Source organism: Fictibacillus sp. Mic-4, from assembly GCF_049843615.1.
In the GTDB taxonomy this organism is placed as follows: domain Bacteria; phylum Bacillota; class Bacilli; order Bacillales; family Fictibacillaceae; genus Fictibacillus_A; species Fictibacillus_A gelatini.
Genome location: NZ_JBBHZM010000006.1, coordinates 102938 through 129460, shown reverse-complemented (window position 1 = coordinate 129460; position 26523 = coordinate 102938). Strand labels below are relative to the sequence as shown.

The 26523-nt window shown below is 43.0% G+C and carries 21 protein-coding genes, 12 tRNA genes and 1 pseudogene; 21 read left to right on the top strand and 13 right to left on the bottom strand.

Annotated elements, in window-relative coordinates; translation table 11 throughout:
- Positions 1–14: 14 nt before the first annotated feature.
- The 13 genes from WD019_RS07110 (at position 15) to WD019_RS07050 (ending at position 2037) form a co-directional block, all read left to right on the top strand.
- Positions 15–91: transfer RNA gene (locus WD019_RS07110), tRNA-Met, on the top strand.
- 11 nt (positions 92–102) lie between these two features.
- Positions 103–178: transfer RNA gene (locus tag WD019_RS07105), tRNA-His, on the top strand.
- 11 nt (positions 179–189) lie between these two features.
- Positions 190–263: transfer RNA gene (locus tag WD019_RS07100), tRNA-Ile, on the top strand.
- A gap of 45 nt (positions 264–308) precedes the next feature.
- Positions 309–385, top strand: a tRNA-Met gene (locus WD019_RS07095).
- Positions 386–404: 19 nt separating this feature from the next.
- Positions 405–480: transfer RNA gene (locus WD019_RS07090), tRNA-Asp, on the top strand.
- Positions 481–640: 160 nt separating this feature from the next.
- A tRNA-Phe gene (locus WD019_RS07085) sits at positions 641–716 on the top strand.
- A 46-nt stretch (positions 717–762) separates the two neighbouring features.
- Positions 763–837 (top strand) — tRNA-Gln (locus tag WD019_RS07080).
- A gap of 39 nt (positions 838–876) precedes the next feature.
- Positions 877–951: transfer RNA gene (locus WD019_RS07075), tRNA-Cys, on the top strand.
- A gap of 12 nt (positions 952–963) precedes the next feature.
- Positions 964–1037, top strand: a tRNA-Gly gene (locus tag WD019_RS07070).
- 75 nt (positions 1038–1112) lie between these two features.
- Positions 1113–1189, top strand: a tRNA-Ile gene (locus WD019_RS07065).
- 4 nt (positions 1190–1193) lie between these two features.
- Positions 1194–1268 (top strand) — tRNA-Asn (locus WD019_RS07060).
- A gap of 9 nt (positions 1269–1277) precedes the next feature.
- A tRNA-Glu gene (locus WD019_RS07055) sits at positions 1278–1349 on the top strand.
- A 115-nt stretch (positions 1350–1464) separates the two neighbouring features.
- Positions 1465–2037, top strand: a complete 573-nt coding sequence (locus tag WD019_RS07050; protein WP_026677410.1) for a GNAT family N-acetyltransferase — start codon at positions 1465–1467, stop codon at positions 2035–2037.
- An 82-nt stretch (positions 2038–2119) separates the two neighbouring features.
- Here the strand turns inward: WD019_RS07050 and WD019_RS07045 are convergent, their stop codons facing one another.
- Positions 2120–2809 carry an aspartate/glutamate racemase family protein gene (locus WD019_RS07045; protein WP_026677409.1) on the bottom strand — a complete coding sequence of 230 codons (690 nt, stop codon included), beginning with the start codon at positions 2807–2809 and terminating at the stop codon, positions 2120–2122.
- A gap of 158 nt (positions 2810–2967) precedes the next feature.
- Between WD019_RS07045 and WD019_RS07040 the strand changes: the two genes are divergently transcribed.
- Positions 2968–3252, top strand: a complete 285-nt coding sequence (locus tag WD019_RS07040) for a hypothetical protein (protein ID WP_026677408.1) — start codon at positions 2968–2970, stop codon at positions 3250–3252.
- Positions 3253–3866: 614 nt separating this feature from the next.
- Here WD019_RS07040 and WD019_RS07035 read toward each other — a convergent pair.
- The 9 genes from WD019_RS07035 to WD019_RS06995 form a co-directional block, all read right to left on the bottom strand.
- On the bottom strand, positions 3867–4613 hold the full coding sequence (locus tag WD019_RS07035) for a MerR family transcriptional regulator (protein WP_026677407.1): 747 nt from the start codon (positions 4611–4613) through the stop codon (positions 3867–3869).
- A gap of 428 nt (positions 4614–5041) precedes the next feature.
- Positions 5042–5800, bottom strand: a complete 759-nt coding sequence (locus tag WD019_RS07030; protein WP_425711041.1) for an IclR family transcriptional regulator — start codon at positions 5798–5800, stop codon at positions 5042–5044.
- Positions 5801–5894: 94 nt separating this feature from the next.
- Entirely contained in the window at positions 5895–7214 is a 1320-nt protein-coding gene (locus WD019_RS07025) for an MFS transporter (RefSeq protein WP_425711040.1), read from the bottom strand.
- Between the two features lie 71 nt (positions 7215–7285).
- Positions 7286–8434: a galactonate dehydratase gene (gene dgoD / locus WD019_RS07020; protein ID WP_425711039.1), complete on the bottom strand. Its 1149-nt coding sequence runs from the start codon at positions 8432–8434 to the stop codon at positions 7286–7288.
- Positions 8435–8460: 26 nt separating this feature from the next.
- Positions 8461–9099 carry a bifunctional 4-hydroxy-2-oxoglutarate aldolase/2-dehydro-3-deoxy-phosphogluconate aldolase gene (locus WD019_RS07015; protein ID WP_425711038.1) on the bottom strand — a complete coding sequence of 213 codons (639 nt, stop codon included), beginning with the start codon at positions 9097–9099 and terminating at the stop codon, positions 8461–8463.
- 21 nt (positions 9100–9120) lie between these two features.
- Positions 9121–10074, bottom strand: coding sequence for a sugar kinase (locus WD019_RS07010; RefSeq protein WP_425711037.1), 954 nt, complete (start codon positions 10072–10074; stop codon positions 9121–9123).
- Positions 10075–10338: 264 nt separating this feature from the next.
- Positions 10339–11691, bottom strand: a complete 1353-nt coding sequence (gene brnQ, locus WD019_RS07005) for a branched-chain amino acid transport system II carrier protein (RefSeq protein WP_026677401.1) — start codon at positions 11689–11691, stop codon at positions 10339–10341.
- A gap of 422 nt (positions 11692–12113) precedes the next feature.
- Positions 12114–13049 carry a response regulator gene (locus WD019_RS07000; RefSeq protein ID WP_026677400.1) on the bottom strand — a complete coding sequence of 312 codons (936 nt, stop codon included), beginning with the start codon at positions 13047–13049 and terminating at the stop codon, positions 12114–12116.
- Between the two features lie 4 nt (positions 13050–13053).
- Complete coding sequence (locus WD019_RS06995; RefSeq protein WP_425711052.1) at positions 13054–14313, bottom strand: ATP-binding protein; 1260 nt, start codon at positions 14311–14313, stop codon at positions 13054–13056.
- A 414-nt stretch (positions 14314–14727) separates the two neighbouring features.
- On the opposite strand from WD019_RS06995, the gene WD019_RS06990 reads away from it, so the two are divergent.
- The gene (locus WD019_RS06990) at positions 14728–15711 is read left to right on the top strand and encodes a glutaminase (RefSeq protein ID WP_425711051.1); all 984 of its coding nucleotides are present in this window, start codon (positions 14728–14730) and stop codon (positions 15709–15711) included.
- 79 nt (positions 15712–15790) lie between these two features.
- On the opposite strand, the gene htpX is transcribed toward WD019_RS06990, so the two are convergent.
- The 3 genes from htpX to WD019_RS06975 form a co-directional block, all read right to left on the bottom strand.
- Positions 15791–16675, bottom strand: a complete 885-nt coding sequence (gene htpX, locus WD019_RS06985) for a protease HtpX (RefSeq protein WP_425711036.1) — start codon at positions 16673–16675, stop codon at positions 15791–15793.
- A 545-nt stretch (positions 16676–17220) separates the two neighbouring features.
- Entirely contained in the window at positions 17221–17814 is a 594-nt protein-coding gene (locus WD019_RS06980; RefSeq protein ID WP_026677396.1) for a TetR/AcrR family transcriptional regulator, read from the bottom strand.
- Positions 17815–17821: 7 nt separating this feature from the next.
- Positions 17822–18571, bottom strand: coding sequence for an alpha/beta fold hydrolase (locus WD019_RS06975; RefSeq protein WP_026677395.1), 750 nt, complete (start codon positions 18569–18571; stop codon positions 17822–17824).
- A gap of 784 nt (positions 18572–19355) precedes the next feature.
- Between WD019_RS06975 and WD019_RS06970 the strand changes: the two are divergent.
- The 6 genes and pseudogenes from WD019_RS06970 (at position 19356) to WD019_RS06945 (ending at position 26486) form a co-directional block, all read left to right on the top strand.
- A pseudogene (locus WD019_RS06970) lies at positions 19356–20816 on the top strand (amino acid permease).
- A 749-nt stretch (positions 20817–21565) separates the two neighbouring features.
- The gene (locus WD019_RS06965; protein WP_425711035.1) at positions 21566–22579 is read left to right on the top strand and encodes a Gfo/Idh/MocA family protein; all 1014 of its coding nucleotides are present in this window, start codon (positions 21566–21568) and stop codon (positions 22577–22579) included.
- A gap of 9 nt (positions 22580–22588) precedes the next feature.
- Positions 22589–23605 carry a Gfo/Idh/MocA family protein gene (locus tag WD019_RS06960; RefSeq protein WP_026677393.1) on the top strand — a complete coding sequence of 339 codons (1017 nt, stop codon included), beginning with the start codon at positions 22589–22591 and terminating at the stop codon, positions 23603–23605.
- On the top strand, positions 23602–24606 hold the full coding sequence (locus WD019_RS06955) for a Gfo/Idh/MocA family protein (protein ID WP_026677392.1): 1005 nt from the start codon (positions 23602–23604) through the stop codon (positions 24604–24606). The genes WD019_RS06960 and WD019_RS06955 overlap by 4 nt, the downstream gene beginning before the upstream one ends.
- Positions 24607–24622: 16 nt before the next feature.
- Positions 24623–25486: a sugar phosphate isomerase/epimerase family protein gene (locus tag WD019_RS06950; protein ID WP_425711034.1), complete on the top strand. Its 864-nt coding sequence runs from the start codon at positions 24623–24625 to the stop codon at positions 25484–25486.
- A gap of 313 nt (positions 25487–25799) precedes the next feature.
- On the top strand, positions 25800–26486 hold the full coding sequence (locus tag WD019_RS06945) for a copper homeostasis protein CutC (protein ID WP_425711033.1): 687 nt from the start codon (positions 25800–25802) through the stop codon (positions 26484–26486).
- Positions 26487–26523 lie beyond the last annotated feature (37 nt).

The window sequence follows — 26523 nt, the reverse complement described above, 5'->3', positions numbered from 1 at the left end:
TTTAAATAACATTTGGCGGTGTAGCTCAGCTGGCTAGAGCGTACGGTTCATACCCGTGAGGTCGGGGGTTCGATTCCCTCCGCCGCTACCAATATTTTCATGGCGGTCGTGGCGAAGTGGTTAACGCACCGGATTGTGGTTCCGGCATACGTGGGTTCGATTCCCATCGGCCGCCCCATCAAATGCTGCGGACCCTTAGCTCAGTTGGTCAGAGCGGTCGGCTCATAACCGATTGGTCGTAGGTTCGAGTCCTACAGGGTCCATTGAAAGAGAAGGGAAAGCCTTCATCTGAAAAGTTTTCATATCATCGCGGGGTGGAGCAGTCTGGTAGCTCGTCGGGCTCATAACCCGAAGGTCGCAGGTTCAAATCCTGTCCCCGCAACCAAAAAAAATTTTTACATAATGGATCCGTGGTGTAGTGGTTAACATGCCTGCCTGTCACGCAGGAGATCGCCGGTTCGATCCCGGTCGGGTCCGCCATTTACAAACATTTAAAGTTTTCTACTTTAAATGTATTTTGGTTCGATAGCTCAGTCACGAGCGTTACAACGTGATTAAGCGACGAGTTGTCTTGACGGATACTCTTCTTTGAATTTCTTGTAGAGGAAGAGACAGGTTCCGACGGACAGTTATTCATCTTGGCTCGATAGCTCAGTCGGTAGAGCAGAGGACTGAAAATCCTCGTGTCGGCGGTTCGATTCCGTCTCGAGCCACCATGATTTTCATAAGGGATTGCTTCTTCGCATTGGTCTCCCTGAACATTGGGCTATAGCCAAGCGGTAAGGCAACGGACTTTGACTCCGTCATGCGCTGGTTCGAATCCAGCTAGCCCAGCCATACATAAAAATTATGGAGAGCTAAACGAAAGTGTCACCTGGCGGCATAGCCAAGTGGTAAGGCACGGGTCTGCAAAACCCTTATCCCCCGGTTCGAATCCGGGTGTCGCCTCCATATTTATGATATGCGGGTGTAGTTTAATGGTAAAACAAGAGCCTTCCAAGCTCTGGTCGTGAGTTCGATTCTCATCACCCGCTCCATTTATTGTGAACAATACTATGATGGATGGTATCTATAGGAGAACGCACTATTGTACTTGAAAGTGCTCCAATTATGGGCCTGTAGCTCAGCTGGTTAGAGCGCACGCCTGATAAGCGTGAGGTCGATGGTTCAAGTCCATTCAGGCCCACCATCATTCCACAGTAGCTCAGTGGTAGAGCTATCGGCTGTTAACCGATCGGTCGCAGGTTCGAGTCCTGCCTGTGGAGCCATTTTCATCTGGCCCGTTGGTCAAGCGGTTAAGACACCGCCCTTTCACGGCGGTAACACGGGTTCGAATCCCGTACGGGTCATTATTTAAACAGGTCTTCAAATGAAGGCCTGTTTTTTTATATACGAAAAGGTTTTTCAGCTTTTTTTGTTGAATAATATGAATATCAACGACAAATTCTATTAGGAGCTACATTCATGATCAAATTATTTCACTTCCCTCAGAAAGAGTGTCCTTCTTATCTGAGAGTACAGATTATTTCTTTAATGAAACAGGAATGGCCGCAAGCATTTGAGGGTGAAGAAGATCTCAATTGGCCCGATAGCCCTGATACCAACCCCACTTCATTCCTGCTTGTTGACAACGAAAAAGTGATTAGCCATGTGGCCGTTCCATTCAAGTTAATTGAACATAAAGGTCAAATGTATAAGGCGTATGGACTAAGTGAAGTGATGACGGATCCTTCTTACCGCAATCGGGGGTTCGGGTTAAGGCTTATAAAAGAGGCACGATTATTTATTGAAAAAAATCATCCTGATATCAGCATTTTTACGTGCAAGCCTTCTCTAGTTCCATTTTATATACAGGGCGGCTGGGAACATGCAAATCATACATGCCTTGTTGGCGGCACTCGCAACCAACCGTTCCGTAGTGACGAGTTAGGGCTGGCAACGATGATTCGTTTTATCTCGGATAAAGCGCAAAAAAACCGTTTAACCTTTGAAGGGACTGACGTTTACTTAGAATTGGGTGAACGAAAGCTCTGGTAAGATCACCGCTTTAACCTTTTATATTTATACATTTATAGTTAGCTTTACATTCAACATTTGAGACAGTGTTGAGTGTAAAATATTAGCCCAATGCTTTATTCACCGCTTCAACCGCATGGATGAGAGCCGTATCAAACAGCGGCACTTCTGAATCCTCTGGCTTCACCAATAATCCGATTTCTGTGCATCCTAAAATAATTCCTTCGGCGCCGTTATCGACTAAATGTTGGATAACTTTTTGATATTGCTTCTTTGATGATTCTTTTATTGTTCCTACACATAATTCCTCATAAATGACTTGGTTGATCATTTCCCGATCGAATTCTCCTGGCACTAAAACTTGAATGCCGTTACTTTTAAGCCGGGATTTATAAAAGTCTTGTTCCATTGTATATTTGGTGCCAAGCAACCCGACTGTGCGAATGCTTTTCTTTCTAATTTGTTTAACGGTTGCATCGGCGATGTGCAAAATCGGGATGCTGATTTTCTCTTGAATGACTTCAGCAACCTTATGCATCGTATTGGTGCATATAACAATAAAGTCAGCACCGCCTTTTTCTAATCTTTGTGCGACATCTCCTAATATCAAACCAGCTTTTTGCCAATTTCCTTCTGATTGGCATCGTTCAATTTCTTCAAAGTCCACGCTATAGAGAAGACATTTTGCCGAATGCAAGCCCCCTAATCGATGTTTCACTTCTTCATTGATCATACGATAATATTCCACTGTTGACTCCCAGCTCATTCCGCCAATTAAACCGATTGTTTTCATGCTACTCCTCCTTTATTGTTTTGTATTCTCTTTAGACCTTTATTATTTTATCGCAAAATTAAAAACATTTCTGTATTGTAGCTTAATTGAGAAATTTTGAATAGATTCATAGTTTTTGTAAATACTAGAATTAAGATTGAAATGAAGGAGATGGCGGCATGACTCTTCATGAATATGTTGTAGAACGGATTTTCATGGCTTTTGAAGAAAAGGACCTTCTTCTTATTGATGAAGATTTAATGAAAATCACGAAATATATAGCGGATGATTTTGTAGATAAGGGGCTTGATTTTACCCTCATATCTGAACTTGCAATAGACATCATGCCCGGAATCGTTCATGTCGAGGCTGGCACGTACGATTGGCAGTTTGATTTCAATGGAACTTATTTAGGAAGCGGTTTATTCGCGAATACCTCGGTTGAATTTATAACGGCAGGATAAAAGGAAGGGGGTTAATTGCAAATGGCAACAAGGATTTCGTTTCCCATACCAGTGATTGCTAAATTATTTTAATTTAAACCGTTATAATTGGTAAGCTAATTATTAGCCATGTTTCAGCGGCGAATCGGTTTAGAGCAGGGGATAATGCCCTTTCAGCTAAGAAAGTTTTTATTTTCAAGAATCCATTTTCGCCTGTAAAAAAAATTAGAAGCAAAAAACAGGATCAAACTTCTCTAGTGTGGTAGTGTGATGCTATTTTCATGGCATTTGGACAATAAACAGTGGATTTCCGACAATAATTCGTTTCCATCGGACAATAAATGGCCTCAGTCGGACAATTTTTTTTCATTTATTGTCCAAACGTAAGATGTTATTGTCTAAACCGGATGATTTATTGTCTAAATAAGAGCACTTATTGTCCGAGAACGAAATTATTTTAAATCATGTAACGATTCGTGACCGTTTTTCCTCATTTCACAGATCTAACGAGGTGTTCTTAAAATAATGAATGTTCGCCAGTCCTGAAATTCAAACTATTTTAAGGACATACCCCTTAATCAAATGTTTGTTTAATACATATGTTTGTTTTTTTGATTTGTTATTTGGTATTGGTTCTATTTCATATTTGCCAAATAATTAGCTGCTACCTTATTTAAAAAATAAGTGTAACCCACCTGCCATTGCTCAAACATATTTCTATGAAAGTCGTCAACAATGAAAAACTCTGTCTGATTTAGAAAATCTTGCGGTGTTGAGGGTTGCCCTTTTTTTTCTAAAATTGATAAATGTTTTTTTACACGTTCAAAGACTTTTGGATCATTTGCGGAGAACCCTTCTTGTAAGAACCGAATCATATCTTCATTAAATGACAGTGCTTCCATGGCTGAGTCGTTCATTGACTCTACATCGATTGTTTGATTTGACAAGCTAAAATCATATTCTTTTTTCAAATGTTCATTTTGGTCCTTTAAGGCTTCTTTCCATTCTTCTTCAGTCTCAAACCCTTTAAACATGGTTTCCATATCTAAATCGCTTCCTTCTTTGGCACTTTTGATGGAGGAATTAATCGTATTGATCAGTCCTTTAAATCGATTGATTTTTTGCTCCAGTAATTTCCTTTGTTGTATCAATGTATTCTCCCTGTCAATTTCCCCATCTAATAATTGCTTAATTTCCTTAAGAGAAAAATCCATTTCTTTGTAAAATAGAATTTGTTGTAATCGTTCTAAATCTTTTTTGCTGTATAAACGATAGCCGGCTTCTGTCGTTTGTTCTGGAATCAAAAGACCTATTTTGTGATAATGATGTAACGTCTTTACTGTGGTATGAGCTAGTTTTGCAACTTCATGAACGGTGTACATTACTTCTCCTCCTTTCATTGCTTTTTATACTAAAGTATCCTCTAAGGTAAGAGTCAACACATTTATTTAAAAAAGGAGTTGAATTGACATACAATTATCCGATTTATAGAGCTATGAACATTAATCTAATTATTAGGAGCTTGAATCTATCATCCGAATACCCTGGGACATCGATATTTTTTACCAGGAAAAATGAAGGAAATCCACGATCTCCAATCGGTTGAAGTGATCGAAGTCAATTCAATTGAAAAGAAAGACGAAGAAGAGAGTCCAACATATGCTGTTGGACTCTCTTCTTCTAGTTAGTTGCCAAAGCGGTGTTTCGTTCGCTATTTATCAGCCACTTTTTGACGAATATCAGCCACTTTCAGTAGTTTATCAGCCAATAACCGAAAAATTTCCAAAATACAGCAATTCACCGATTCCGGTCATTTCTCAATGGAGTAAGCCCCAATGCTGGAAGAGATTTTATTTGCTGTAAGTTTCGTCTGCTCGACGATAAAATCTCTGCGGGCTAGCATTCTTTCTTTCGGCCCTGCGACGCTTATGGCTGCTGCGACTTTATGGCTGGCGTCAAAAACAGGGCAGGCAATGCAGTATAAGCCTTCTTCTCCTTCTTCATCATCAATGGAATAGCCGATTTTTGCAAAAAAATCCAGCTGTTCTTCCAGTTGTTTCCGATTGGTGATCGTTTTGGCCGTAAAAGGCGTCAATGTAATTTGTTCAAGAATTTGCTCCCGTTCTTCTTTCGGCATAAACGCCAAAAATGCTTTTCCTAAGCCGGTTGAATAAAGGGGCTTTCGCAGCCCGATTTGAGCGCTGGTCTGAATGGAGCGGTTGCTCGGGATTTTAGAAACGTAAATGATTTCAGTTTCTGAAAGGATCGCAAGAAATACCGTTTCCTCCGTTTTTTTCATCAGCTCCATTAAAAACGGCTGGCTTTCAGAATGCAAGTCAATCGATTCCAGCGTCCGCATTCCGATTTCAATCAGTTTCGGCCCTAATTTATACCGTTTGAATGGATCTTGTTTGACATACGATTGATCATACATCGATTGCATTAAATTAAACGTGCTGCTTTGCGGAAAAGAAAGGGCTTCGCTTATTTCTTTCACCGTCAAACCTTCAGGGTGATTGGCTAAAAGTTCGAGGATTTCCATTACCCTTATTGCTGACTTTACCGACATGGTTTGATCACCTATTCGTGCGTTATTTTTCAATTATAAGTGTAATCGAATAGCAAAGCTTTGTAAAATGCGATATAGCGGGATGATGAAACGATTACTCTTCTATTCTTTCTACTTTTCCGACTAAAAAGATATAAGAAAGTGCCCCTAATAGCGCTAAAACAGCAATGAATGCTAAAGCCGGGGCAAAGTTGCCGCCTTTTGCGAGGTAGCCGATCACGAGAGGAACAATGATCGACGCCAGGTTTCCAATGAAGTTAAAGGCACCTCCTGTAAGGCCAACGAGCCGGGCGGGAGCAAGGGCGGAAACCAACGACCACGTAATCGAGGCCAGCCCATTTCCGAAGAAAGCGATCGTCATAAACAAAATAATGAGTGCCGTACTATTCACATAATTTGCCCCGATAATGGCTACAGAAAGAAGCAAGCCGCAAATGATCGGGGTTTTACGCGCAACCCCCATGGATGCACCTTTCTTCACTAAGAAATCTGAAAAAAATCCGGAAATTAAAACACCGCAAAACGCTGCAAGGAACGGAAGGGAGGCGAGAAATCCGGACTTGATGAAATCAAGATGCCGATATTGGACTAAATATGTCGGGAACCATGTTAAAAAGAACCATAACGTAGAGTTCACGGCAAATTGCCCTAAATAAATGCCCCACAGCTTTCGGTAACTGAATACCTTGCCGAAATCGCTCCAGCGGAATGGTTTCTTTTCGGCCTGTTTTGAATCGGTGCCTTCAATCAGTCCGCCGCCTTCTTTAATCAACTTGAGCTCTTCTTGATTCGCTTTTTTGCTGTTTAACGGATCGCGATAAACAAAATACCAGATGACGGCCCAGACCATGCCGATCATCCCGGTAATGATAAACAGGCCTCTCCATCCGAACGCATCTTGAATCATCGTTAGGAGAGGAGTTAAAAATGCTAATCCGACAAACTGGCCGGACGTATACATGGCGATTGCCGAAGCTCGTTCACGTTCTGGAAACCAGCTTGTAACGACCCGGTTGTTTATAGGAAAAGCCGGCGCTTCAAATATCCCTACTCCTAGACGTAAACCGAATAGTGCTCCGAATCCTCTAACCACTCCTTGAAGAAGTGTAGCAAGCGACCATGTAAATAGGCTTACCGCGTACATGACCCGCGTTCCCAGTCGGTCGATAAGCCATCCGCCAGGCAATTGCAGGGCTGCATAAGCCCAGCCAAAAGCGGAAAAAATCAACCCGAGCTGAACGGAAGTTAATTTTAAATCATCACTAATCGCAGAAGCCGCAACAGAGATATTGCTTCGATCCATATAATTAATTACAACGCTTACAAAAATGAGTACTAATACGCCATAACGGACACGAGTTGGCTTTCGTTTTTGTTGCCCTGTTGGTTGATTTTGACTCAACGGTTGATTCATAGTAATCTCCTTTCTTTGTAGAGGGAAGGAAAAGTTTCCTTCCCGGCTATGAAGGTTAAATCAAAGCATTGTTACCATTCAGCGATGCTTCCGTCGTTATGCCGCCAAACGGGATTGCGCCAGCGATGGCCGACTTCTGCCATTCTCTTTACATGATCTTCGTTGATTTCAATTCCGAGCCCCGCCTTTTGCGGGATTTGCACATAGCCGTCTTTGTATTCAAAAACAGAAGGATCGGCTAAATAATCAAGCAAATCACTGCCCTCATTGTAGTGAATGCCAAGGCTCTGTTCTTGAATAAAAGCGTTATGGCTGGTGGCATCAACGTGCAGGCAGGCGGCAAGAGCGATCGGGCCGAGCGGGCAATGAGGCGCCAAGGCGACATCATACGCTTCCGCCATCGAGGCGATTTTTTTGCATTCCGTGATGCCCCCGGCATGGGAAAGATCCGGCTGGATAATATCAACATGGCCATCTGACAGCACGTGTTTAAAATCCCAGCGTGAAAACATTCTTTCACCTGTTGCAATCGGAATCGTTGTATGTTGGGCGATTTCTTTCAATGCCTCGTTATTTTCAGAGAGCACCGGCTCCTCAATGAACATCGGACGGTATGGCTCCAGCTCTTTGGCGAGGACTTTTGCCATCGGTTTATGGACGCGGCCATGAAAATCAATCCCGATTCCGACATATTTTCCGACAGCTTCGCGAACCGCGGCTACCCGTTCAACAGCCTGGTCGATTTTTTCATGGGAATCAATGTATTGCAGTTCTTCCGTGCCGTTCATTTTCACGGCTGTGAATCCAAGTTCCACGACCTCTTTTGCCGCTTTGCCTACGTCATGGGGACGATCGCCTCCAATCCATGAATAGACGCGGATCGAATCGCGGCAGGCGCCGCCAAGCAGCTGATAAACGGGGGCGTTGAAATATTTTCCTTTAATATCCCATAACGCCTGGTCAATTCCGCTAATGGCGCTCATCAAAATCGGGCCGCCGCGATAGAAGCCTGAGCGGTAAAGCATGTTCCAATGATCTTCAATGCGGAGTGGATCCTTTCCGATTAGATAATCCATCAACTCTTCCACACATGTCCTGACAGTGTCCGCCCTTCCTTCAATAACGGGTTCTCCCCATCCACTAATTCCTTCGTCTGTTTCGATTTTTAAAAAAAGCCATCGCGGGGGGACTTGATACAGTTCGAAATGAGTAATTTTCATTATGGTTCCTCCTCGTACTTTTAAAATTAAGATAGCGACTTGTTCACTTCGGCAACAAAAGCTGCCGCTTTCTCCGTCAAATCGTTTAAATATGATTCCGTCACTTGATGTTTGGCGTTGACTAAAGAGCTTCCGAGCCCTGCGGCTACTGCGCCCGCTCTGAAATAGCCGCCGATATTCGTTAAATCGACACCGCCGGTCGGCATGAGCGGGATATGGGGAAGCGGTCCGTGAATATCTTTAATATAGGAAACGCCAACCGCATTTGCGGGAAACACTTTAATGATGTCCGCGCCATGTTCGTAGGCCGTTAAAATTTCCGTCGGCGTCAATGCGCCAGGAATGCTGACGGCGCCATAGCGTTTTGTCATTTCGATCGTTTGCCTGTTCACTGTAGGCGATAGGATAAATTTCGCTCCGGATAATAGCGCTGCCCGGGCTGATTCGGCATCAAGGACGGTCCCGGCACCAACTAACACTTCATCACCAAATTCATCTGCAACTTTTTCGATCGTTGACAATGCTTTTGGTGAATTCAATGTAATTTCTAAAATCGAAACCCCGCCGTCTTTTAAAGCGCGGCTAATGGCTAGTACATCCTCTGGATTGGCCCCTCGAATAATCGCGATAATTTTATGTTCTAAAATGTGCGCGAGCGCTTTCATTTTATCTGGCTCCTTTCAAGTTTATCTTTGCACGTCATCTTCATCCCGTTTATTTATAAACTGTTCTAACAGCCTTCGGTCAGGCAACCCTTCGACATCACCATGGACAGAAGTGACCATCGCCCCGATAGCGCAGCCCCTTTTTACTGCTTCTGAAAGACTTAAACCGTCGAGAAGGCCGGAGATAAAGCCTCCCGCAAATCCATCGCCAGCGCCGACAGGGTCGATGACTTGTTTGACAGGGAATCCGGGGATGAATCCGCTTTCTTCGGAGGCTGCAAAATAGGCGCCTTTTTCGCCTAGCTTTATTACCACAATGGACGCGCCTATTTTAAGAAAAGCATCAGCAATCTCTTTTGTCTCTTTTTTTCCGAAAAGAAACTGTCCTTCGCTAATGCCAGGCAGCACGATATCGGCTATTGAAGCGATTTCTACTAACACTTTGCGCGCTTTCTCTTCGCTCCACAGTTTTTTCCGCAAGTTCGGGTCGAAAATGATTTTGACCCCGTGCTTTTTTGCCAATTCAATCGACTTATGTACCGTTTGATAACAGGACTCGCTCAAGGCAGGTGTAATCCCTGTTAAATGCAAATAGGCCGCTTTTGCAAAATAGTCCTCATTTAAATCTTCTGGTGTGAGCGTGCTTGCCGCAGAATATTTTCGAAAGTAGTGAACCCGCACATCATCAGGATGTAAGAGCTCCTTAAAATAAAGGCCGGTTGGATTTTCCGGGTCCTTTACCACCTGACTTACATCAACGCCCTCGCCGCGAATAAATGACAGCAGGCCTTTGCCGAATTCATCGTCGCCAATTTTGCTGATCCAGCCAACGTGATGTCCTAAACGGGAAAGAGCGATCGCAACATTCGATTCGGCTCCCGCGTATTTTGCGGAAAAGTTGCGGGCATATCTCAATAGGCCGTTGGTGGCAGGTGTAAAGGCGACCATTGTTTCTCCAAGTGTAATCACATCCACTTTTAGATCCTCCAATTTCAATGGTTGAAAATCACATATGTGAATTTAATATCTATATGTGAATTATGCTTTCATCGTATCATAGAATAAAAAATGGTACAATATTTTTAAAAATCTGCACAAGTTGAACATTAAAAAGAAAAACATGCCCCGTGGGAGGCATGTTTAAATTTAATTATTTTTACTCGTAATGACCTGAGACAGGAGCCAGGCCATCCAACACAGTTATAAAATTTCGACTATTTTTTCTAAATCGATGATCACTCATTTTATTTCATTGAGCTTTGCAAGCACTACGATTATTTTTTTTCGCAATATACTAAATAAATAGCCGGCAACTCCTCCTAAAATCGAAGGAAGCAACCACCCTAACCCTACGTTATACAGGGGAAGAAACTGAGTGAAAAAATGATGAATGACTTCAATTTTTATTCCAGCTGCATTCAAGCCATCAAATAGGCTAACAATAAATGTCAATGTCAAACTGCCTTGATACACTTCCGCCTTCCCTTTAAATACGGAATGTAAAAACGTCAAAAATAATAAAGAAATAGCAATAGGATACAAAGTCATTAATACAGGCATTGAAACCTTAATTAGCTGTGTTAACCCTATATTTGCTACAAGTGTGCTAAACATAGATAAAATGATAGCAATTTTTTTATAAGAGACGTTTGGAAACAATCCATGAAAAAATGAAGAGCAAGCAGTGATAAGCCCTACACTCGTTGTCAAACATGCTACCGTAATCATTAAGCCCAATAAAATAGAGCCGTAAGATCCGAAGTAGTAGGATGAAACCCTGGCTAAAACCTCAGCACCGTTTTCTAAAAGACCCAGCTTTTCAACGCTAGAAGCGCCCATATAGGAAAGGGACGTGTAGATAAGAGCCAGGAGTGCAGCAGCAATAGCCATTGCTTTGGCACAAATAATCAACAGCTGTTTTTTATTCGAAACGCCTTTTTCTTTAATTGCATTTACAATAATGATTCCAAAAACAAAAGCGACAAGTGCATCAAGCGTTAAATATCCTTCTTGAAAGCCTTTAAAAAATGCATGTGATGTATAATCTTCAGAAGGCGCTTGAAATTTTCCGATTGGATGAACGAGAGCTACAACGACGAGCAATCCGATAAATGACAATTTAATAGGAGTTAGAAATTTTCCAACTACATCGATAATTTTTGTAGGATTAAGTGACAACAAGCAAGCAACCGTGAAAAATAAGATGGTAAATAAGATTAATGCAACAGGGCTTGCATGATTGGATAAAAAAGGTTTAACTCCGATTTCAAACGATACATTTCCGGATCTGGGAATAGCGAAACAAGGGCCGATTGCCAGATAGAGAACAGTCGTAAATACGATGCCAAACAACGGATGCACCCGACTGGCTAAAGATTGCAAATTATTTTTACCTGAGAAAACAAATGCAGTAATTGCTAACAATGGAAGACCGACTCCGGTAACTAAGAAACCCGCATTGGCTATCCATACATTCTTTCCAGCCATTTGGCCAAGCATAGGGGGAAAAATTAAATTTCCCGCTCCGAAAAACAATGCAAATAACATTAATCCTAAAATTAGGATAAAAGAAGAAGAAACTTTTTTTGACATCATCAATCCTCCAATAACTGCAAGGGATAAGCTTTTAGTATGTTCAGCTATTGCTTGCGATATTCTTAAACAGGTTCATCAAGTTCAATAAAATAACGATTTTTGTAATAAGACACCGCCTCATTCGAAGATAGAAGCTTGTACTAACACCATTTCTGCTATAGAGAGAAGTCGCTATTTTTAATCCCATACAAATGTAACACACCATATCCGCTGATAAAATCACAAATTTCATTGATCCTGATTTTTAGTCTTTTTTCAGCAAACCAATAACATTGTAGCAGAGGTGATTCAAAGATGGCAGAAAAAATTGATTTTGGAGAGTTGTTGAATGATTATACGCCGACTGGCATTCCCCACAAAAAGACCCCGAGGTTTTGTCATTGCCGGCAATACCTCAGGGCATTCTATCATAATGTGGTTTATTTCATTTCCAATCGCACCCGCTTTGCTTCATAATAAAGAACTTGAATGAATTTTTTTGTATTGATGCGGGTGAGGGAAGCGGACGAAGGCGAACCATTCTTTAACTCATTCATTTTTGCCCGGACCGTAGCGAAGTCAAAAAAGGTTGGGGCGTAATTCTCAAATTTCCAATTAGAAAAATCCTCAAGACCTAATGATGCCATATAATTCAAAGACTGATAGATCGCCCGGCGGACACGCTGTTCGGAAGCTTTGATCTCCTTTCTTATTTCTGTTTCCGTAGCAGTGGTGCCGAGCCGTTTTTCAGCTAAATGCACAAAAATCTCTTTAAGTGAAGGGAAGCCCTTTTGGAACCGCTCTTCTTGTTCGTATTGATATAAATAATCGACCATATCGAGCAAATCTTTGCTCCCGCTTTCCCCGGCCATTCCTAATTCTGACAATAGAAAATGAACGGAAGGTCGTATCTGTTTGTCGGTAGACGAAGGCTTTATCCGATTGTCCGGACGTTCCAATTTCAGGACCGAGTTTAAGGATTTGTGAATGTCATGTAGCGACCGTTCCAGCCGAATCCGTTCGATCACTTTCCGGATGACGGTGCATACTTCGATTTTGTTGATTGGCTTTGTAATGTAGTATTCAGTGCCAAGAGAATAGGCTTCACTTATCAGCTCTTTTGACTCAACCTGGGAAATCATGATGATTTTCCCATTGAAATCCGGTGTGAGCGAGCGAATCGTTTCAATGCCGTCCCGATTCGGCATTAACAAGTCAATTAATAAAATGTCTACTTTTTTCAAGTTCAGTATTTGCCCATTTACCAATGAGCCGTCATCAGCTTCCCCGACCACTTCCCCGAGATCCTCGTCTTCAATGATCTCAGCGAGCATCGAGCGAACGGCGACATCATCATCTGTAATAAAAAAAAGCATCGAATCACCCTTTGTCCAATAAATGATCAACGTGCAATCGAATGACGAAAATCGTTCCTTTTCCGTCTGGGCCATCTTGCAGGGCAATGTCGCCTCCAAGCTGCTCAACCATTTCTTTCACATAGGTTAGCCCAATGCCCGTTGATGAATTCCCATCCACGTCGTATTTTGTGGTGAATCCGGGCTTGAAAATGACATCTTGATGCTTTCGGGCAATTCCGGGGCCGTCATCTTCAATCCGAAATATAGCAAAATCACGGTCTCTTGACACGAAAATGGAAATCGTCCCTTCATTATGAATGGCTTCCACAGCATTCGCGACAATATTGTTGACGATCGATAGAGTGGTAAAAATATGATAATGGGGATGAATGCCCTCGATGGAATGCCCAAATTGAATGTTTTTCCCCAATAAACGGGCATATTTTTCGTTGGAACGAACAATGATCTGAATGAGGTCATCCACATCCATATAATCAGTAAAGCTTTCATCCGAAATGAGCTTTGAAAGCCCCGCAAAAATGCGCTGGTTATCTTTTTTAATCTCATGGACTTCCCCTGCGATTTGCAGCGCCTTTCTTCTGAAGGTTTCAAGCTGGGAAGCATTTTGCCCATTTTTTAAACTGGTCAGACTTTTGTATAGATCGTATGATTTTTTCGTGATGTTCTCAGCGTTTTGCAGCGTTTTTTTCAAATGGACGGATTCCTCGTATAAATTGGAAATAAGCATCAGCATATGTTCATTTTGCTTTCGGATTTGCTTTTCCCTCGATTGCGTTTCATACAATTTCATCATCGTAAAAAAGCTCAGGACAATAAAGCTGTGGGAAATCGCGATAACCGCCATTTCTTTCAATGCGGCTAATGTAATTACCGTTTTCAATACAGCATACTGGCTCAATGACTCTACTAAATCTGCCGCTACTTCAATGGTGATGCCCATGATCCATACGATTAAAATCCGGTTGCTAAAGCGGTTCACTTTGGCCAAGTAAAATAAAACCGAATACGAAGAATAAAAGAAAAAACTAGAATAATGAACTTCAAGGGATGTTCCCCAATGAAAGTGATCCTGCATGGCCATGTCTTTGGCGATTCGAAAGGCGACCACAAGCAGGGCCGTCAAGATCCCTGGCAAAACAGAAGGCATTTTTCTAAACAATAATAAAAAGAAAAAAAAGACAGGCGCCCCAAAACTGATGCGGAACGATTGATTGATCGGATAAAAATTCAATTCACCCGATAGAGGCACGATGATAAGCATCAAAAGAAGAATGAAACCATCTTTTTTTATGCCATCAGGAAAGTATAACGGTTTATTTGAGACATGAGGGTTACTGATCCTCTGTCCGCGCCTTTTTAAAGCCCGCCACTCGACGAGTTTTCTAAAAAGAAGACTGATGTTCAACAATTCCACTTCCTAACAGGGTTAAAAATCAGTATACAATTACATGGGCTTTCCCACAATATGTGCTTTACATTTAGAAAACAACGCAACGTTCGATGTATTAAATAAGTTTTGCACCCTTTGTAGTTTTTTGTATGAATTTGTAGGTTTAGCTATAAATTCATTATATCTATAGAAATAGCAGGTTTGGAAGCGTTCTCTGCAAGAATGTTTTTCCAACTGATACGATTGAATTTTTAGAATAAAAAGGGGGGCAGATCGACCGTTATGATGTTGAAAGTACCTTTTGAAGAGCGGATTGAACAAAAGGGCATCGATTGTCTGGATGAATGGGTGGCGCATTTTCGTTCCTTTGCCAGTCATGGACAATGTGCAAGCTATATACCAGCCTTAGCGAGTCAAGATCCTATGCAGCTTGGCATTTGCATCATCGGCCCGGATGGAACCGAGCTCAAGTCAGGAGATTGGCGGGTTTCCTTCACCTTGCAAAGCATTTCGAAGGTCATTAGCTTTATTGCTGTTTGCCTGGATCGAGGCGTTTCGTATGTATTGGAGAAGGTCGATGTGGAGCCTACAGGGGATCCTTTTAACTCGATCATTCGCCTCGAAACACATAAACCGGGAAAACCATTTAATCCGATGATCAATGCCGGGGCCATTACAGTGGCTTCCATGCTTTCCGGCCGAACGCCGCAACAAAAGCTGGAATCCATCTACACATTAATTGAAAGAATGATAGGGAAGCGGCCGGCGTTGAATGAGAGTGTGTTTCAGTCGGAATGGAAAACGGCCCATCGAAATCGAGCGCTTGCCCACTATTTAAAAGGAATAGGCTTTCTGGAATCAGAAGTCGAAGAAACGTTAGAAGTTTACTTGAAGCAATGTTCAATAGAAGTAACAGTGGAAGACATCGCCTTGATCGGGCTGATTCTTGCCCATGATGGCTACCATCCCATTCGGAATGAACAAATCTTCCCAGTGAACATCGCCAGGCTGACGAAAAGCCTTATGCTGACATGTGGAATGTACGATGCTTCAGGCAAGTTCGCCGCCTTTGTGGGAATGCCCGCAAAAAGCGGCGTATCCGGCGGAATCATGGCGCTTGTGCCTCCACGGTCCCGGCGCGAAGCCCCCTTTCAAGATGGGTGCGGCATCGGCATTTACGGTCCTGCCATCGACCAACATGGCAATAGCACAGCGGGAGTCATGCTCTTGAAACACATCGCCCAGGAATGGGACTTAAGCATTTTTTAAAGTTATATTTTTATAAAAGCTTGCACAAGAAGAAAGACCCGAAGTTTCGCAAAAGCAAAACATTCGGGTCTCTTTTTTATTATCTTCCAGCTTGTAAACGTTCGATGCGGTCCTCTAAGTCCGGGTGGCTTGCGAACAAGCGGAGGACGCCGCCTCGTTTGCCACTGATTTTCAGCGCCGCAACAGATGCTTGTTCCGTATCGATTAGCTTTGTGGTATGCTGCAAGGATCTCAAGGCGTGAATCATTTTTTCCTTGCCGGCCAAATGCGCGCCGCCGCTATCGGCCCGGTACTCGCGGTAACGGGAGAATGCCATGACGGCAATGCTTCCTAAAATCGAGAATAATATGTCAAACACAATAACGGCAATGAAATGGACGACGGGCGCGAGCTCTTCTTTAACAAACCGGGAAGCGATATACGCACAGATCCGCGAAAGGAAGACGACGAACGTGTTGATGACGCCTTGAAGAAGAGTCATCGTTACCATGTCGCCATTTGCGATGTGCGCCACCTCATGGGCGAGCACGCCTTCGACCGCGTCATCATCCATATGCTCCAATAAACCGCTAGATACCGCAACGAGCGAACGCTTTTTCGTTGGTCCGGTCGCAAATGCGTTAACTTCCCCTGAATGATAAATGCCGACTTCAGGCATGACTTTTAAGCCCGCATTGCGCGATAGGCGGTACACTGTTTCAAGCAGAGCTTTTTCATAAGGATGGTGCGAGCCGTTCGGATCAATGACCTGGACGCCCATCACCCGCTTCGCGATAAAACGGGAAAGCCCGAGCGAAATGAGCGAGCCGGAAAAACCGACAACCGCACTAAAGATAAGCAGTGTGCTGTAATTAATTCCGGTTGCCGAAATATAGTTTCGAATCCCGAGCAAGCTTGTCACAATTCCAATCGTCACAACAACAAGCACGTTAACAAGCAGAAAATAGCCAATTCGTTTAAACATAGCTTCTCCCTTTCTTTTATAACGATATTGTCCTATACCAACATATACGCTACACCCCGTTGAAGGTTTCAAAAAATATTTTTCGATTGTAAAATTGAACTTGATTGAAGCAAAAAAGTCGGCGTCTCTTCCGGAATAGATTAAGATTTCTAGCCGATTACGATGTTTATTCGTCTGAACCCAAAGATTGGCATGTATCCAAAAAATTAATTTAAAAAGAAGAAGAGCAGACCGCTCTTCTTCTTTTATTGGATCATTTTTAGGTGGATTAATCTATTCAAGAACAAGATCATACCATCTGAACTTTAGTAGTTTTGTTTGCCTTTATAATAGTTTTTAGCCGAATAGATCGGCCATTCCCAAAAAACGGCTCCTTGAGCTAATATAAATCGTTCGAACCAAATTTCAAAATTTGAATGGAGTGGAGTTGGCTCATCTAAATCAATCAAATCAACAAATAAAAGGTAGTTAGACTTCCTTCCTTTTACTTGTTTGGTGTCGATACATACAATCAATCCAGTAAAGTTTTTTTAAAATTGTCTTTTCTATTTAGAAGGGAAGCAAAATTCATTAATCATCTCTGTTTTTATTTCTTCAATGGGAAACTGCTGAGGATAGGTAGATATCATTAACAAGATCCCTTGAAGTGTGGATGAAAAGTATAGCGACCGTTTCCGGGGCTCTTTTACACCGAGTTTTTCGAACATCCGGCACTGTAACTCGAACTGTCTGGCGCTTTCTTCAATCAGCATATGACTGTATTTCATTAGCTCTCGATCCGCTTCTGGCTGGGTTTGCAAGTGCAGATAGAACCGGAATACTTCCGGCTTTTGAGCAACGTTATCGATCGCGCCCTCTACTATATATTTAAGCTGTTCAGCAGGCGTCTCCAAAGCGGCTGCGCCTTCCATGACCTTAATTAATTCTCCGATTCTATCTTTCACCATTGTAGCAAGAAGTTCCTCTTTGCCTTTAAAATAATTGTACAGCAGACCTTTCGATATGCCGGCTGCTTTTGCTATATCGCTAATCGAAGTCGCATGGTATCCTTGTTTTATGAATTGCCTCATCGCAGCGCTAAGAATATTCTCTTTGGCTAACTGGCGAATCCTTTCATTCTCTTTCTCGGTTCTTGGCATGCTGCATTCATTCCTCCATAAAGTCGGTAATATAGTGATATAGATCCTCAGGATGGGTAAGTGTTAGCATATGGTCGGCATCAGAAATTTCAACGAAACGAATGTGTGGGGCTTTTCGAAAACAATCTGTAACACGAAGGTTATCCGGAAAGTCTTGCTTTCCAATAATAAATAGTGTTTTGGTCGTTAATTCCTCTAATCTTTCAATAGCTGGCGGCTTTGGCCAAACCATTTCGAAAGCTGGCCATTCCATGATCCGCTTGAAATAATGCCGTTGCATCTCGATCATCAGATTCCGATGGGGCCCGGCCATTACGACACCATACAATGAACCGCTAAGTGAACGCTCAAGCATCTTTTCTATATCCGGGGCTGCCTCGTTAATTTTGCCGATAAACGCATTAAACTCTTGTGAATAGTTAAACCCTGACAAAGAAGGAGCAATCAAAACAAGGTTCGACACTCTTTCAGGGGAATTCAGGGCAAATTCGGTGGCAATCTGACCGCCGATAGAGTGTCCAATGAGTGTGGCCTTCTCAAGTTCTAGATGGTCAAGCAGCGATAGTAAATCTTCAACATAGTTCGCATTCTTTAAAGGCGCCGGGGATTTCCCGGTACCGCGCCCATCAAAAGCAACGACTTTATAGTCCCTGGCAAGAAGAGGTGCTACAAATGCCCAATCACGTAAATCAGTTCCCCCACTATGAAGAAGAACGACGGGATGCCCATTTCCATTAACCTCATAATACAAATCCATTGCAAGCCCTCCATTCCATTAAAGTTAATATTATCTTATTATTGAATGAACGTCCGGTCAATAAAAAAATAAATGCGTTACAAAGTAATACCAGACAACACTTCGGAGTTTTATTTCTAAAATACGCTTACCGTAAATGCGCACAGGTTCGACCATTGGACAAATGAGCAGTTATTTAAAGATAAATACAGTTGACTATCCAGTAACAAGGTTATCTATCCGATCCCTCCCAATGATTCCGTAAACTATGGTAAGGTGATGTTCTTCATCGATGAGCCGGTTTTTAAGAAAATGATCTCGGATGTGTTGGGGAATTTGCGGGGGAACGTCTCTATTTATAATGGATCAGTACAGGTCTTTCCACTGACCAGTTTGCAATCACGAATAAAACCTATAAGCGATATGGAGAGAAAAAATAATTTACCAAAGCACTCCCGGGATTGATCGGGGTGCTTTGTTATGTTAAATTTTTTTGCATAAAAGGTGCAAAAAAATTTACATTACTGCTAACATTTTTTGCAGTGTTGCTTTCTCTTATCCTGATTTATAGCGTTTGCAAAATTGGCACGAAAGTTGCAAATTGACTGAAAATAAAGTCGGTTTGAAAGGAGGACTAAAGAAAATAAAACGACATTTTTCGATGATTTTAGCCATTATTGCTATACTATGTAGTGCAATATGGTCTGTATTTGAAGTGAAGTTAGGGCAATAATGAATATTATTTTTTTATTAAGTTTCATCGGAGAAATAGCGAATGAGGTGTTAAATGGAAAATCAAGAACGTATGTATCAACCAAATGGACAAGTACCACAGCAAGAACACTTGGAAAGAAAATTAAAAACAAGGCATTTAACGATGATTGCCATTGGCGGAACCATCGGAACAGGGCTTTTTTTAGCCAGCGGTGCCACCATTCACGACGCCGGTCCCGGTGGAGCTATCGCGGCTTATCTTATTGCAGGGATCATGGTTTATTTCTTGATGGCGAGCCTTGCTGAAATGGCGGCCTTTATCCCGATTTCCGGTTCATTTAGCACGTATTCCTCCCGGTTTGTCGACCCGGCGCTAGGATTTGCTGTCGGCTGGAACTATTGGTATAACAATGCGATTATTCTTGCCCTTGAATTATCGGCCTCCTCGCTGATTATGAAATACTGGTTCCCTCATGTACCGGGAATTATTTGGAGTGCCAGCTTTCTTGTCGTTATTTTCTTGTTGAATATATTATCGGTTAAAGGGTATGGTGAATCAGAATTCTGGTTCTCGATTATTAAAGTGGCCACCATAATCATTTTCATCGTTATTGGTTTATTAATGATTTTCGGAATTATGAGCGGCCATACGGGTGGATTTTCCAATTTGACGAAAGGTGAAGCCCCATTTAAAGGCGGAATTCTCTCTATCTTTAGTGTTTTTATGGTGGTAGGTTTTGCTTTTCAAGGAACGGAAATGGTCGGGGTTGCTGCTGGTGAAAGTGAAAACCCTGAAAAAGACATGCCAAGAGCCATTCGGCAAATCTTTTGGCGGATCCTTTTGTTTTATGTATTGGCGATTTTTGTCATCGGTTGTTTAATTAGCTATAAAGATCCGAATTTATTAAGCTCAGACATCACCAATATTGCGGTTAGCCCATTCACGCTAGTATTTAAACATGCTGGTTTAGCCTTTGCTGCAGCTGCAATGAATGCCGTTATTTTAACATCTGTTTTATCTGCAGGAAACTCCGCATTATATGTTGGCTCCCGTGTCCTCTGGACGCTGGCTGAGGAAAGAAAGGCACCGGCCTTCTTGAAAAAAGTCAATAAAGGCGGGGTTCCTTATAATGCTATTCTGGCAACTACTTTAATTGGCATGCTTTGCTTCCTTACTTCTCACTTTGGTGAAGGAACCGTTTATAATTGGCTGTTGAATGCAGCAGGTTTAGCGGGCTATATTTCATGGTTAAGCATTTCGATTACGCATTTATGATTCAGAAAAGCCTATAAGATACAGGGAAAAGATATGAAAGCCCTGCCGTATGTAGCAAAGTGGTATCCGCTTGGTCCGGTTCTGGCGACTGTTATGTGTTTGATTGCGATGTTAGGAACCAATTACAGTGCTTTCATTGGCCCGAAAATCGACTGGTATGGAATTTTAGTTTCTTATATCGGGCTTCCATTATTCCTCGCAGGATATTTAGGCTATAAAGCAGTCATGAAATCTAAAATGGTCCCATTACAGGACGCTGATTTCAGCCAGGAATAAATGATTCCACAGGTATGTTAAAAAACCATAGTCCCTTTTTTAATAGGGGCTATGGTTTTTTACGGTAAGGGAAGCATCAGGCTAGTGCCCATTTAGCTAAGACATATCTTATTTTTCAAGGAAAAAATTTTGAAGAAGTGAGCTCCAACTTCTCCAATATGGAGCTAGATAATTTTAATGAGATCCACATCGACATAATTGATAAGAATAAAACGAATTGAAAAGTGCTGCAAACAGATTGATAAACGCATCGAATTGAAAGATATCCGCGCTGAAATGATTGATAAAAATAAAGCGAATGGCAACGATTCGTAATATTTTTTTAATTTTCCCCCGATTTATCGAGGTGTTCCTTAAAATTCTAGAAGAGAGAGGGACTAGATTTCTTAAACAGTAGCATTTCCCTCGATAAATGATCTAAAAATTTTTATTGTTCTGCACGGGTGGAATGGAGGAATGGTTATGCCAGCTATAGAAAAAAAAGCAGCTTGCATCCGATTCATCCATTTAATAACTAAAGAAGGAATCGAAGGCTAAGTTCCGAATAGATAGATGACATGAAGTTCATTTTTTCATTGGAGAAAGTAATAGAGGGAATACAATGACAGTCTTTTGTCTTTGCAGCAGGGGAAATGGTCTTTGGATAGGTTTTATTAATTGAAGTCTGAATTTTCGGCATTATCATTTTTCTTGTTAGCTTCACCTATAGGTTTACAATTGTTTGAAAATTTAAAAAGGAGTTGTTTTAAATGGAAAAAGTAAAAGTTGGTTTTGTCGGAGTCGGCGGGATTGCAGGGGCTCATTTAAGAAATGTCCAACAAGATCCTCAAGCGGAAATCGTCGCCGTATGTGACATCGTTAAGGAAAATGCAGAAAAAAAGGGAGCTGAATACGGGGCGAGAGCCTATACCGACATCGATCTCATGTTGGAAAAAGAAATGCTGGATGCCTTATTTATTTGCGTCCCTCCATTTGCGCATGGCGAAATCGAAGAAAAAGCGGCGAAAAAAGGAATCCATTTGCTCGTTGAAAAACCGCTCGGATTAGATTTGGATACGGTCAATCGGAAAGCGGAAGCGATTCGCAAAGCGGGAATCGTCAATGCTTCAGGCTATTGCCTGCGTTATTTGGACACTGTGCAAAAAGCGAAGGAATATTTGAAAGATAAGACGGTAGCGATGGTTCGCGGGCATTATTTAACAAGCTGGGTGCCGACCCCATGGTACCGCGAAATGAAAAAATCAGGCGGACAGCTAGTCGAGCAATCCACCCATACGATTGACATGATTCGTTATTTAGTCGGCGAAATCGATAAAGTGTATGCGAATATGTCGTTAGTGCTTCTTAATGATATTGAAAACATCGATATTCCGGATGTCACTTCCGTCAACTTTACGTTCGAATCCGGCGGGGTCGGGCACTTAGACAGCACGGTCATCCAGTACGACCACCGGATGGGCGTTGAATTGTTAGGCCGCGATTTCCGTGTCGTCATTGACGGGGTGAACGTAATAATTGAAGAAAGAGGAAAGACAACGACGTACAAGTCAGGCATCGATTTTTACGCCGCACAAGACCGGGCGTTCATTGAAGCCGTCCAAACGAAGAATCAAGACCTTGTGTTAGCGAGCTATGAAGACGGAGTAAAGACATTGGCCGTCACGCTAGCTGCGAACGAATCGCAAAAATCAGGACAGGCGGTTTCCCTCTCATCATTTTGCCAGTCTGTTTTGCAAGGATCATCGTATGACGAAAAAAGGTGAGGTGTGTTCATGATTAAAATCGCGGTTGTTGGTGGTACGGGAAAAATGGGCGGGAGGCATCTTGAAGCCTTCTCCCGCATAGAAAATGCGAAAGTTGTAGGTATCGTGGGCCGTAACAAAAGCCGATTAAAGGAAATCGCTGAAACATATGATATCCTTCCTTTTACGAGTCTAGAAGAGCTGTTACACGAGACCGAAGTTGATGTCATCGATATTTGCACGCCAACCCATGCCCACGAAAAATTCGCCATCGAGGCAGCAAAAGCGAAAAAGCATGTCATTTGTGAAAAGCCGTTGGGGCTTTCTAAGGATGAGGCGAAGAAAATAATCGATGAATGCGGCTTGCAAGGGGTTAAGCTTTTCGTCGGGCATACGCTCCGCTTTTTTCCGGAATATGCCGATGCTCGCAAGCAAGTGCAAAACGGGGCGATCGGGACGCCGGGCGTCGTCCGGTTGAACAGAGGAGGCCCTCATCCAGGTGAGAGAGGGATCTGGTACGGGGATGAAACCTTGAGCGGAGGCGTTTTTTTAGACCTTGGCATTCATGATTTTGACTGGCTACGCTGGACGTTTGGAGAAGTTGAAAGAGTGATGGCAAGGCATGTAAAACGTTCAGGAGAAGAAGGCGGTGCCCTTGAATTTGGACTGGCTATATTGGTCATGGAAGACGGCACGATCGCCCATGTTGAGAGCTCCTGGGCGGAACCGGCGTTTGAAGCTTCCTTCGAGCTTGCCGGAAGCCTTGGAATGATCACCTACAACAGTACGGAAAGCTTTCCAGTCCGCCTGCATATCCGAAAGCAAGCGACAGAGCCTTCAACTGGAGCGGCTGTTCCGAAAAACGTAATAAAAAAGGATCCGTACGAGCGGATGCTTGAGCATTTTATCGATTGCTTACAGGGGAAATGCGAACCGGTCATTACGGCAAATGATGCGTTAAAAGCAATTGAAATCGCAGAGGCGGTGACCCAATCTGCGCGAACAGGCGAGCCTGTTCAATTGCTCGACAAGGGGGTGACACAATGAAGATTGGCATCATTAGTTTTGCCCATATGCATGCATACGGCTACGCCGGGCTATTAAGCAGGCGGGATGATGTACAGCTTTCGGCTATCTGGGATGATGACACAACCCGCGGAATGAAGGCGGCGGACAAGTTCAACACGGAATTCATTCCGAATCTCGAGCTATTTTTGAGCGCCGACATGGATGCCGTTGTTGTCTGTTCTGAAAATGCAAAGCATCAAGAACACGTTATCGCCGCAGCCAGAGCAAAGAAGCCTATTTTATGTGAAAAGCCGATTGCGACGAAGATTGAAGATGCAGCCGAAATGATCCGAGCCTGCGATAAAGAAGGAGTCACTTTGCAAATGGCTTTCCCGATGCGATTTGTCCCGGCTGTTCAAAACGTGAGGGAAATTGTGCAGTCCGGAGCCATCGGAGAAGTCGTTGCGATCAATGGAACGAACCATGGGCAAATGCCCGGCGGGTGGTTCAGCGAAGAGGAACAGTCAGGCGGCGGAGCGGCTGCCAGTCATATCGTTCATGTGATGGACCTCATTCGCTGGATCACGAATGATGAAGTGAAAAATGTTTATGCTGAGCTCGATACAAGATTTTACGAAATCGATGTGGAGGATTGCGGGATCGTTTCACTTGAAATGGAATCAGGTGCGATTGCCACGATCGACCCGAGCTGGTCGCGGCCGAAAACATTTCCGGCATGGGGAGATGTCTGGATGAAAATCGTCGGGACTAAAGGAACCGTAACGGTTGATGCATTTGCCCAAAACTCCCTTTATTACAATGATGAAGCCAATTGCATCCGGCAGCTTTCCTGGGGAGAAAACGCTGTTGAAGGAATGCTTGACGACTTTCTCGAAAGCATCAAGCAAGGAAGGCCGCCGTCGATTACGGGAGAGGATGGATTGCGCACACTTGAAGTGGTAAAGGCAGCCTATGAATCGAATGAACGGAAGCAATCTGTTGAATTGAAGCGGGTTTCGTTAGGGAAATCATATACTTAATCTTTTGGAGGAATTTATGAAAATCGGGTTAAGTTCATACAGCCTATTTTCTGCGTTGAAGTCGGGGGAAATGACCATTGTTGAAGCGATCCAGTGGACTCGTGATCATGGCGGCGAGCACATTGAAATCGTCCCGCTCGGATTTAATTTTGACGAAAACCCTCGTTTAGTAGAGACGATCGTTCAAAAGGCGGAAGAAGCCGGAATCGACATATCCAACTATGCCATCGGGGCGAATTTCATTTCAGATGATGACAAGTCGTACGAGGCTGAAATCGAGCGGGTGAAGAAGGAAGTGGAAATTGCGAACCGACTCGGTGTCAAGCTCATGCGCCATGACGTCGCCTGGCGCCAAATAAATGAAACATCGATCAAACAGTTTGAGGAAGATTTGCCGCGCCTCGTTTCGGCGTGCCGGGAAATTGCGGATTATGCCGCGCAATTTGGCATTACGACAAGTGTTGAAAACCACGGATTTTTCATACAGGCGAGCGACCGGGTACAGCGTCTAATTCAGCTGGTTGACCGTCCGAACTTTAAGACGACAATGGACATCGGAAATTTCATGTGCGTAGATGAAGATCCGGTATCTGCCGTCAAGAAAAATCTTCCTTTTGCTTCAATGATCCACTTGAAAGATTTCTATCTTCGCCCATCACACGAAAATCCGGGTGAAGGCTGGTTTCAAACGACAGCTGGCAATTATTTAAGGGGAGCCATCGTCGGACATGGAGACATCCCGATCCGCAAAATCCTGAAAATCATTAAGGAGTCGGGTTATGAAGGCTATGTTTCAATTGAATTTGAAGGAATGGAAGATTGCAAAAAAGGTTCGCGAATCGGCATGGACAATGCCCGCCGATTTTTAGAAGAAGTGTAAAATCAAAGGAGGAAGGGGAATGGCGAAATTAAAAATTGGCGTAGTCGGAGCGGGTTCGATATCGGACATGTACTTGCAATCGTATGAAAAAACAGTCGGGCGGAAATTGATGCGATTTGTGATTTGAATGAGGAACGTGCAAAAGAAAAGGCGCAAACATATAAGGCAACAAAATATTACGCAATTACGGAGATTAGCGGGAATTGACATTATCAACGATAATAAAAAAGTGGTCGGTTCGAAAAAAGCGATTTTCACATTACAAAAACGCTTGATTTCGAATTGAAATTGAACAGATAAAAGGTGATGAAACATGGTATTGGAAGTAATTGCGACAACGGCGGGCGATGCGAAAATAGCAGAAAAAGGCGGTGCGGATCGGATTGAGTTGATTACCGGGATATTGGAAGGCGGATTGACGCCGAGCTACGGGCTGATCGAAGAAGCCGTCCAGGCTGTCGCCATCCCGGTGAACGTCATGGTCCGCCCTCATAGCCAGTCCTTTATGTACAACGAGGATGATATTCGAACGATGGAGAAAGACATTCAAATCGTCAAGCAAATTGGCGCGGCTGGGGTCGTTATCGGTTGTTTGACAGAGGAGCGGCAAATTGATGTTGAAACGCTTAAACGGCTGCTCGATGCAGCTGAAGGGTTGGATGTCACTTTCCACCGGGCGTTTGATGAAGCAGCTGATCAGGAAAAGGCGCTGGAAGAACTGCTTCGCTTTAAGCAAATTAAACGAATTTTAACATCGGGAGGCAAAAAAAGCGTTCTTGATGCACAAGAGCAAATGATCAAGCTCGTGCAAAAGACGGAACAAACGCATCTGTCGATTATGGCGGGGAGCGGATTGACGATTCCGGCTTTAAAAGGATTCATCGAAACGACCCGTGTGAAAGAGGTTCATTTCGGTACAGGCGTCCGTTTTAAGCAACATGCATTGGAGCCCGTAGATGCAGAGAAAGTGAAAGAGGTTAAGCAAATTTTGCAAGGTTAGGGGAGTGGCTGGAGTGAAGTTTACTGCTGTAAAAGCA

What these genes read in the sequence shown, in the direction of transcription:
- WD019_RS07015 (WP_425711038.1), bottom strand. Translation starts at nt 9,099, where the DNA reads ATGAAAGCGCTCGCGCACATTTTAGAACATAAAATTATCGCGATTATT.
- WD019_RS06960 (WP_026677393.1), top strand. Translation starts at nt 22,589, where the DNA reads ATGATTAAAATCGCGGTTGTTGGTGGTACGGGAAAAATGGGCGGGAGG.
- brnQ (WP_026677401.1), bottom strand. Translation starts at nt 11,691, where the DNA reads ATGTCAAAAAAAGTTTCTTCTTCTTTTATCCTAATTTTAGGATTAATG.
- WD019_RS07035 (WP_026677407.1), bottom strand. Translation starts at nt 4,613, where the DNA reads ATGTACACCGTTCATGAAGTTGCAAAACTAGCTCATACCACAGTAAAG.
- WD019_RS06955 (WP_026677392.1), top strand. Translation starts at nt 23,602, where the DNA reads ATGAAGATTGGCATCATTAGTTTTGCCCATATGCATGCATACGGCTAC.
- WD019_RS07040 (WP_026677408.1), top strand. Translation starts at nt 2,968, where the DNA reads ATGACTCTTCATGAATATGTTGTAGAACGGATTTTCATGGCTTTTGAA.
- WD019_RS06950 (WP_425711034.1), top strand. Translation starts at nt 24,623, where the DNA reads ATGAAAATCGGGTTAAGTTCATACAGCCTATTTTCTGCGTTGAAGTCG.
- WD019_RS07045 (WP_026677409.1), bottom strand. Translation starts at nt 2,809, where the DNA reads ATGAAAACAATCGGTTTAATTGGCGGAATGAGCTGGGAGTCAACAGTG.
- WD019_RS06990 (WP_425711051.1), top strand. Translation starts at nt 14,728, where the DNA reads ATGTTGAAAGTACCTTTTGAAGAGCGGATTGAACAAAAGGGCATCGAT.
- WD019_RS06965 (WP_425711035.1), top strand. Translation starts at nt 21,566, where the DNA reads ATGGAAAAAGTAAAAGTTGGTTTTGTCGGAGTCGGCGGGATTGCAGGG.
- WD019_RS06975 (WP_026677395.1), bottom strand. Translation starts at nt 18,571, where the DNA reads ATGGATTTGTATTATGAGGTTAATGGAAATGGGCATCCCGTCGTTCTT.
- WD019_RS07030 (WP_425711041.1), bottom strand. Translation starts at nt 5,800, where the DNA reads ATGTCGGTAAAGTCAGCAATAAGGGTAATGGAAATCCTCGAACTTTTA.
- dgoD (WP_425711039.1), bottom strand. Translation starts at nt 8,434, where the DNA reads ATGAAAATTACTCATTTCGAACTGTATCAAGTCCCCCCGCGATGGCTT.
- WD019_RS06980 (WP_026677396.1), bottom strand. Translation starts at nt 17,814, where the DNA reads ATGCCAAGAACCGAGAAAGAGAATGAAAGGATTCGCCAGTTAGCCAAA.
- WD019_RS06945 (WP_425711033.1), top strand. Translation starts at nt 25,800, where the DNA reads ATGGTATTGGAAGTAATTGCGACAACGGCGGGCGATGCGAAAATAGCA.
- htpX (WP_425711036.1), bottom strand. Translation starts at nt 16,675, where the DNA reads ATGTTTAAACGAATTGGCTATTTTCTGCTTGTTAACGTGCTTGTTGTT.
- WD019_RS07025 (WP_425711040.1), bottom strand. Translation starts at nt 7,214, where the DNA reads ATGAATCAACCGTTGAGTCAAAATCAACCAACAGGGCAACAAAAACGA.
- WD019_RS07000 (WP_026677400.1), bottom strand. Translation starts at nt 13,049, where the DNA reads ATGCTTTTTTTTATTACAGATGATGATGTCGCCGTTCGCTCGATGCTC.
- WD019_RS06995 (WP_425711052.1), bottom strand. Translation starts at nt 14,313, where the DNA reads ATGCTTATCATCGTGCCTCTATCGGGTGAATTGAATTTTTATCCGATC.
- WD019_RS07050 (WP_026677410.1), top strand. Translation starts at nt 1,465, where the DNA reads ATGATCAAATTATTTCACTTCCCTCAGAAAGAGTGTCCTTCTTATCTG.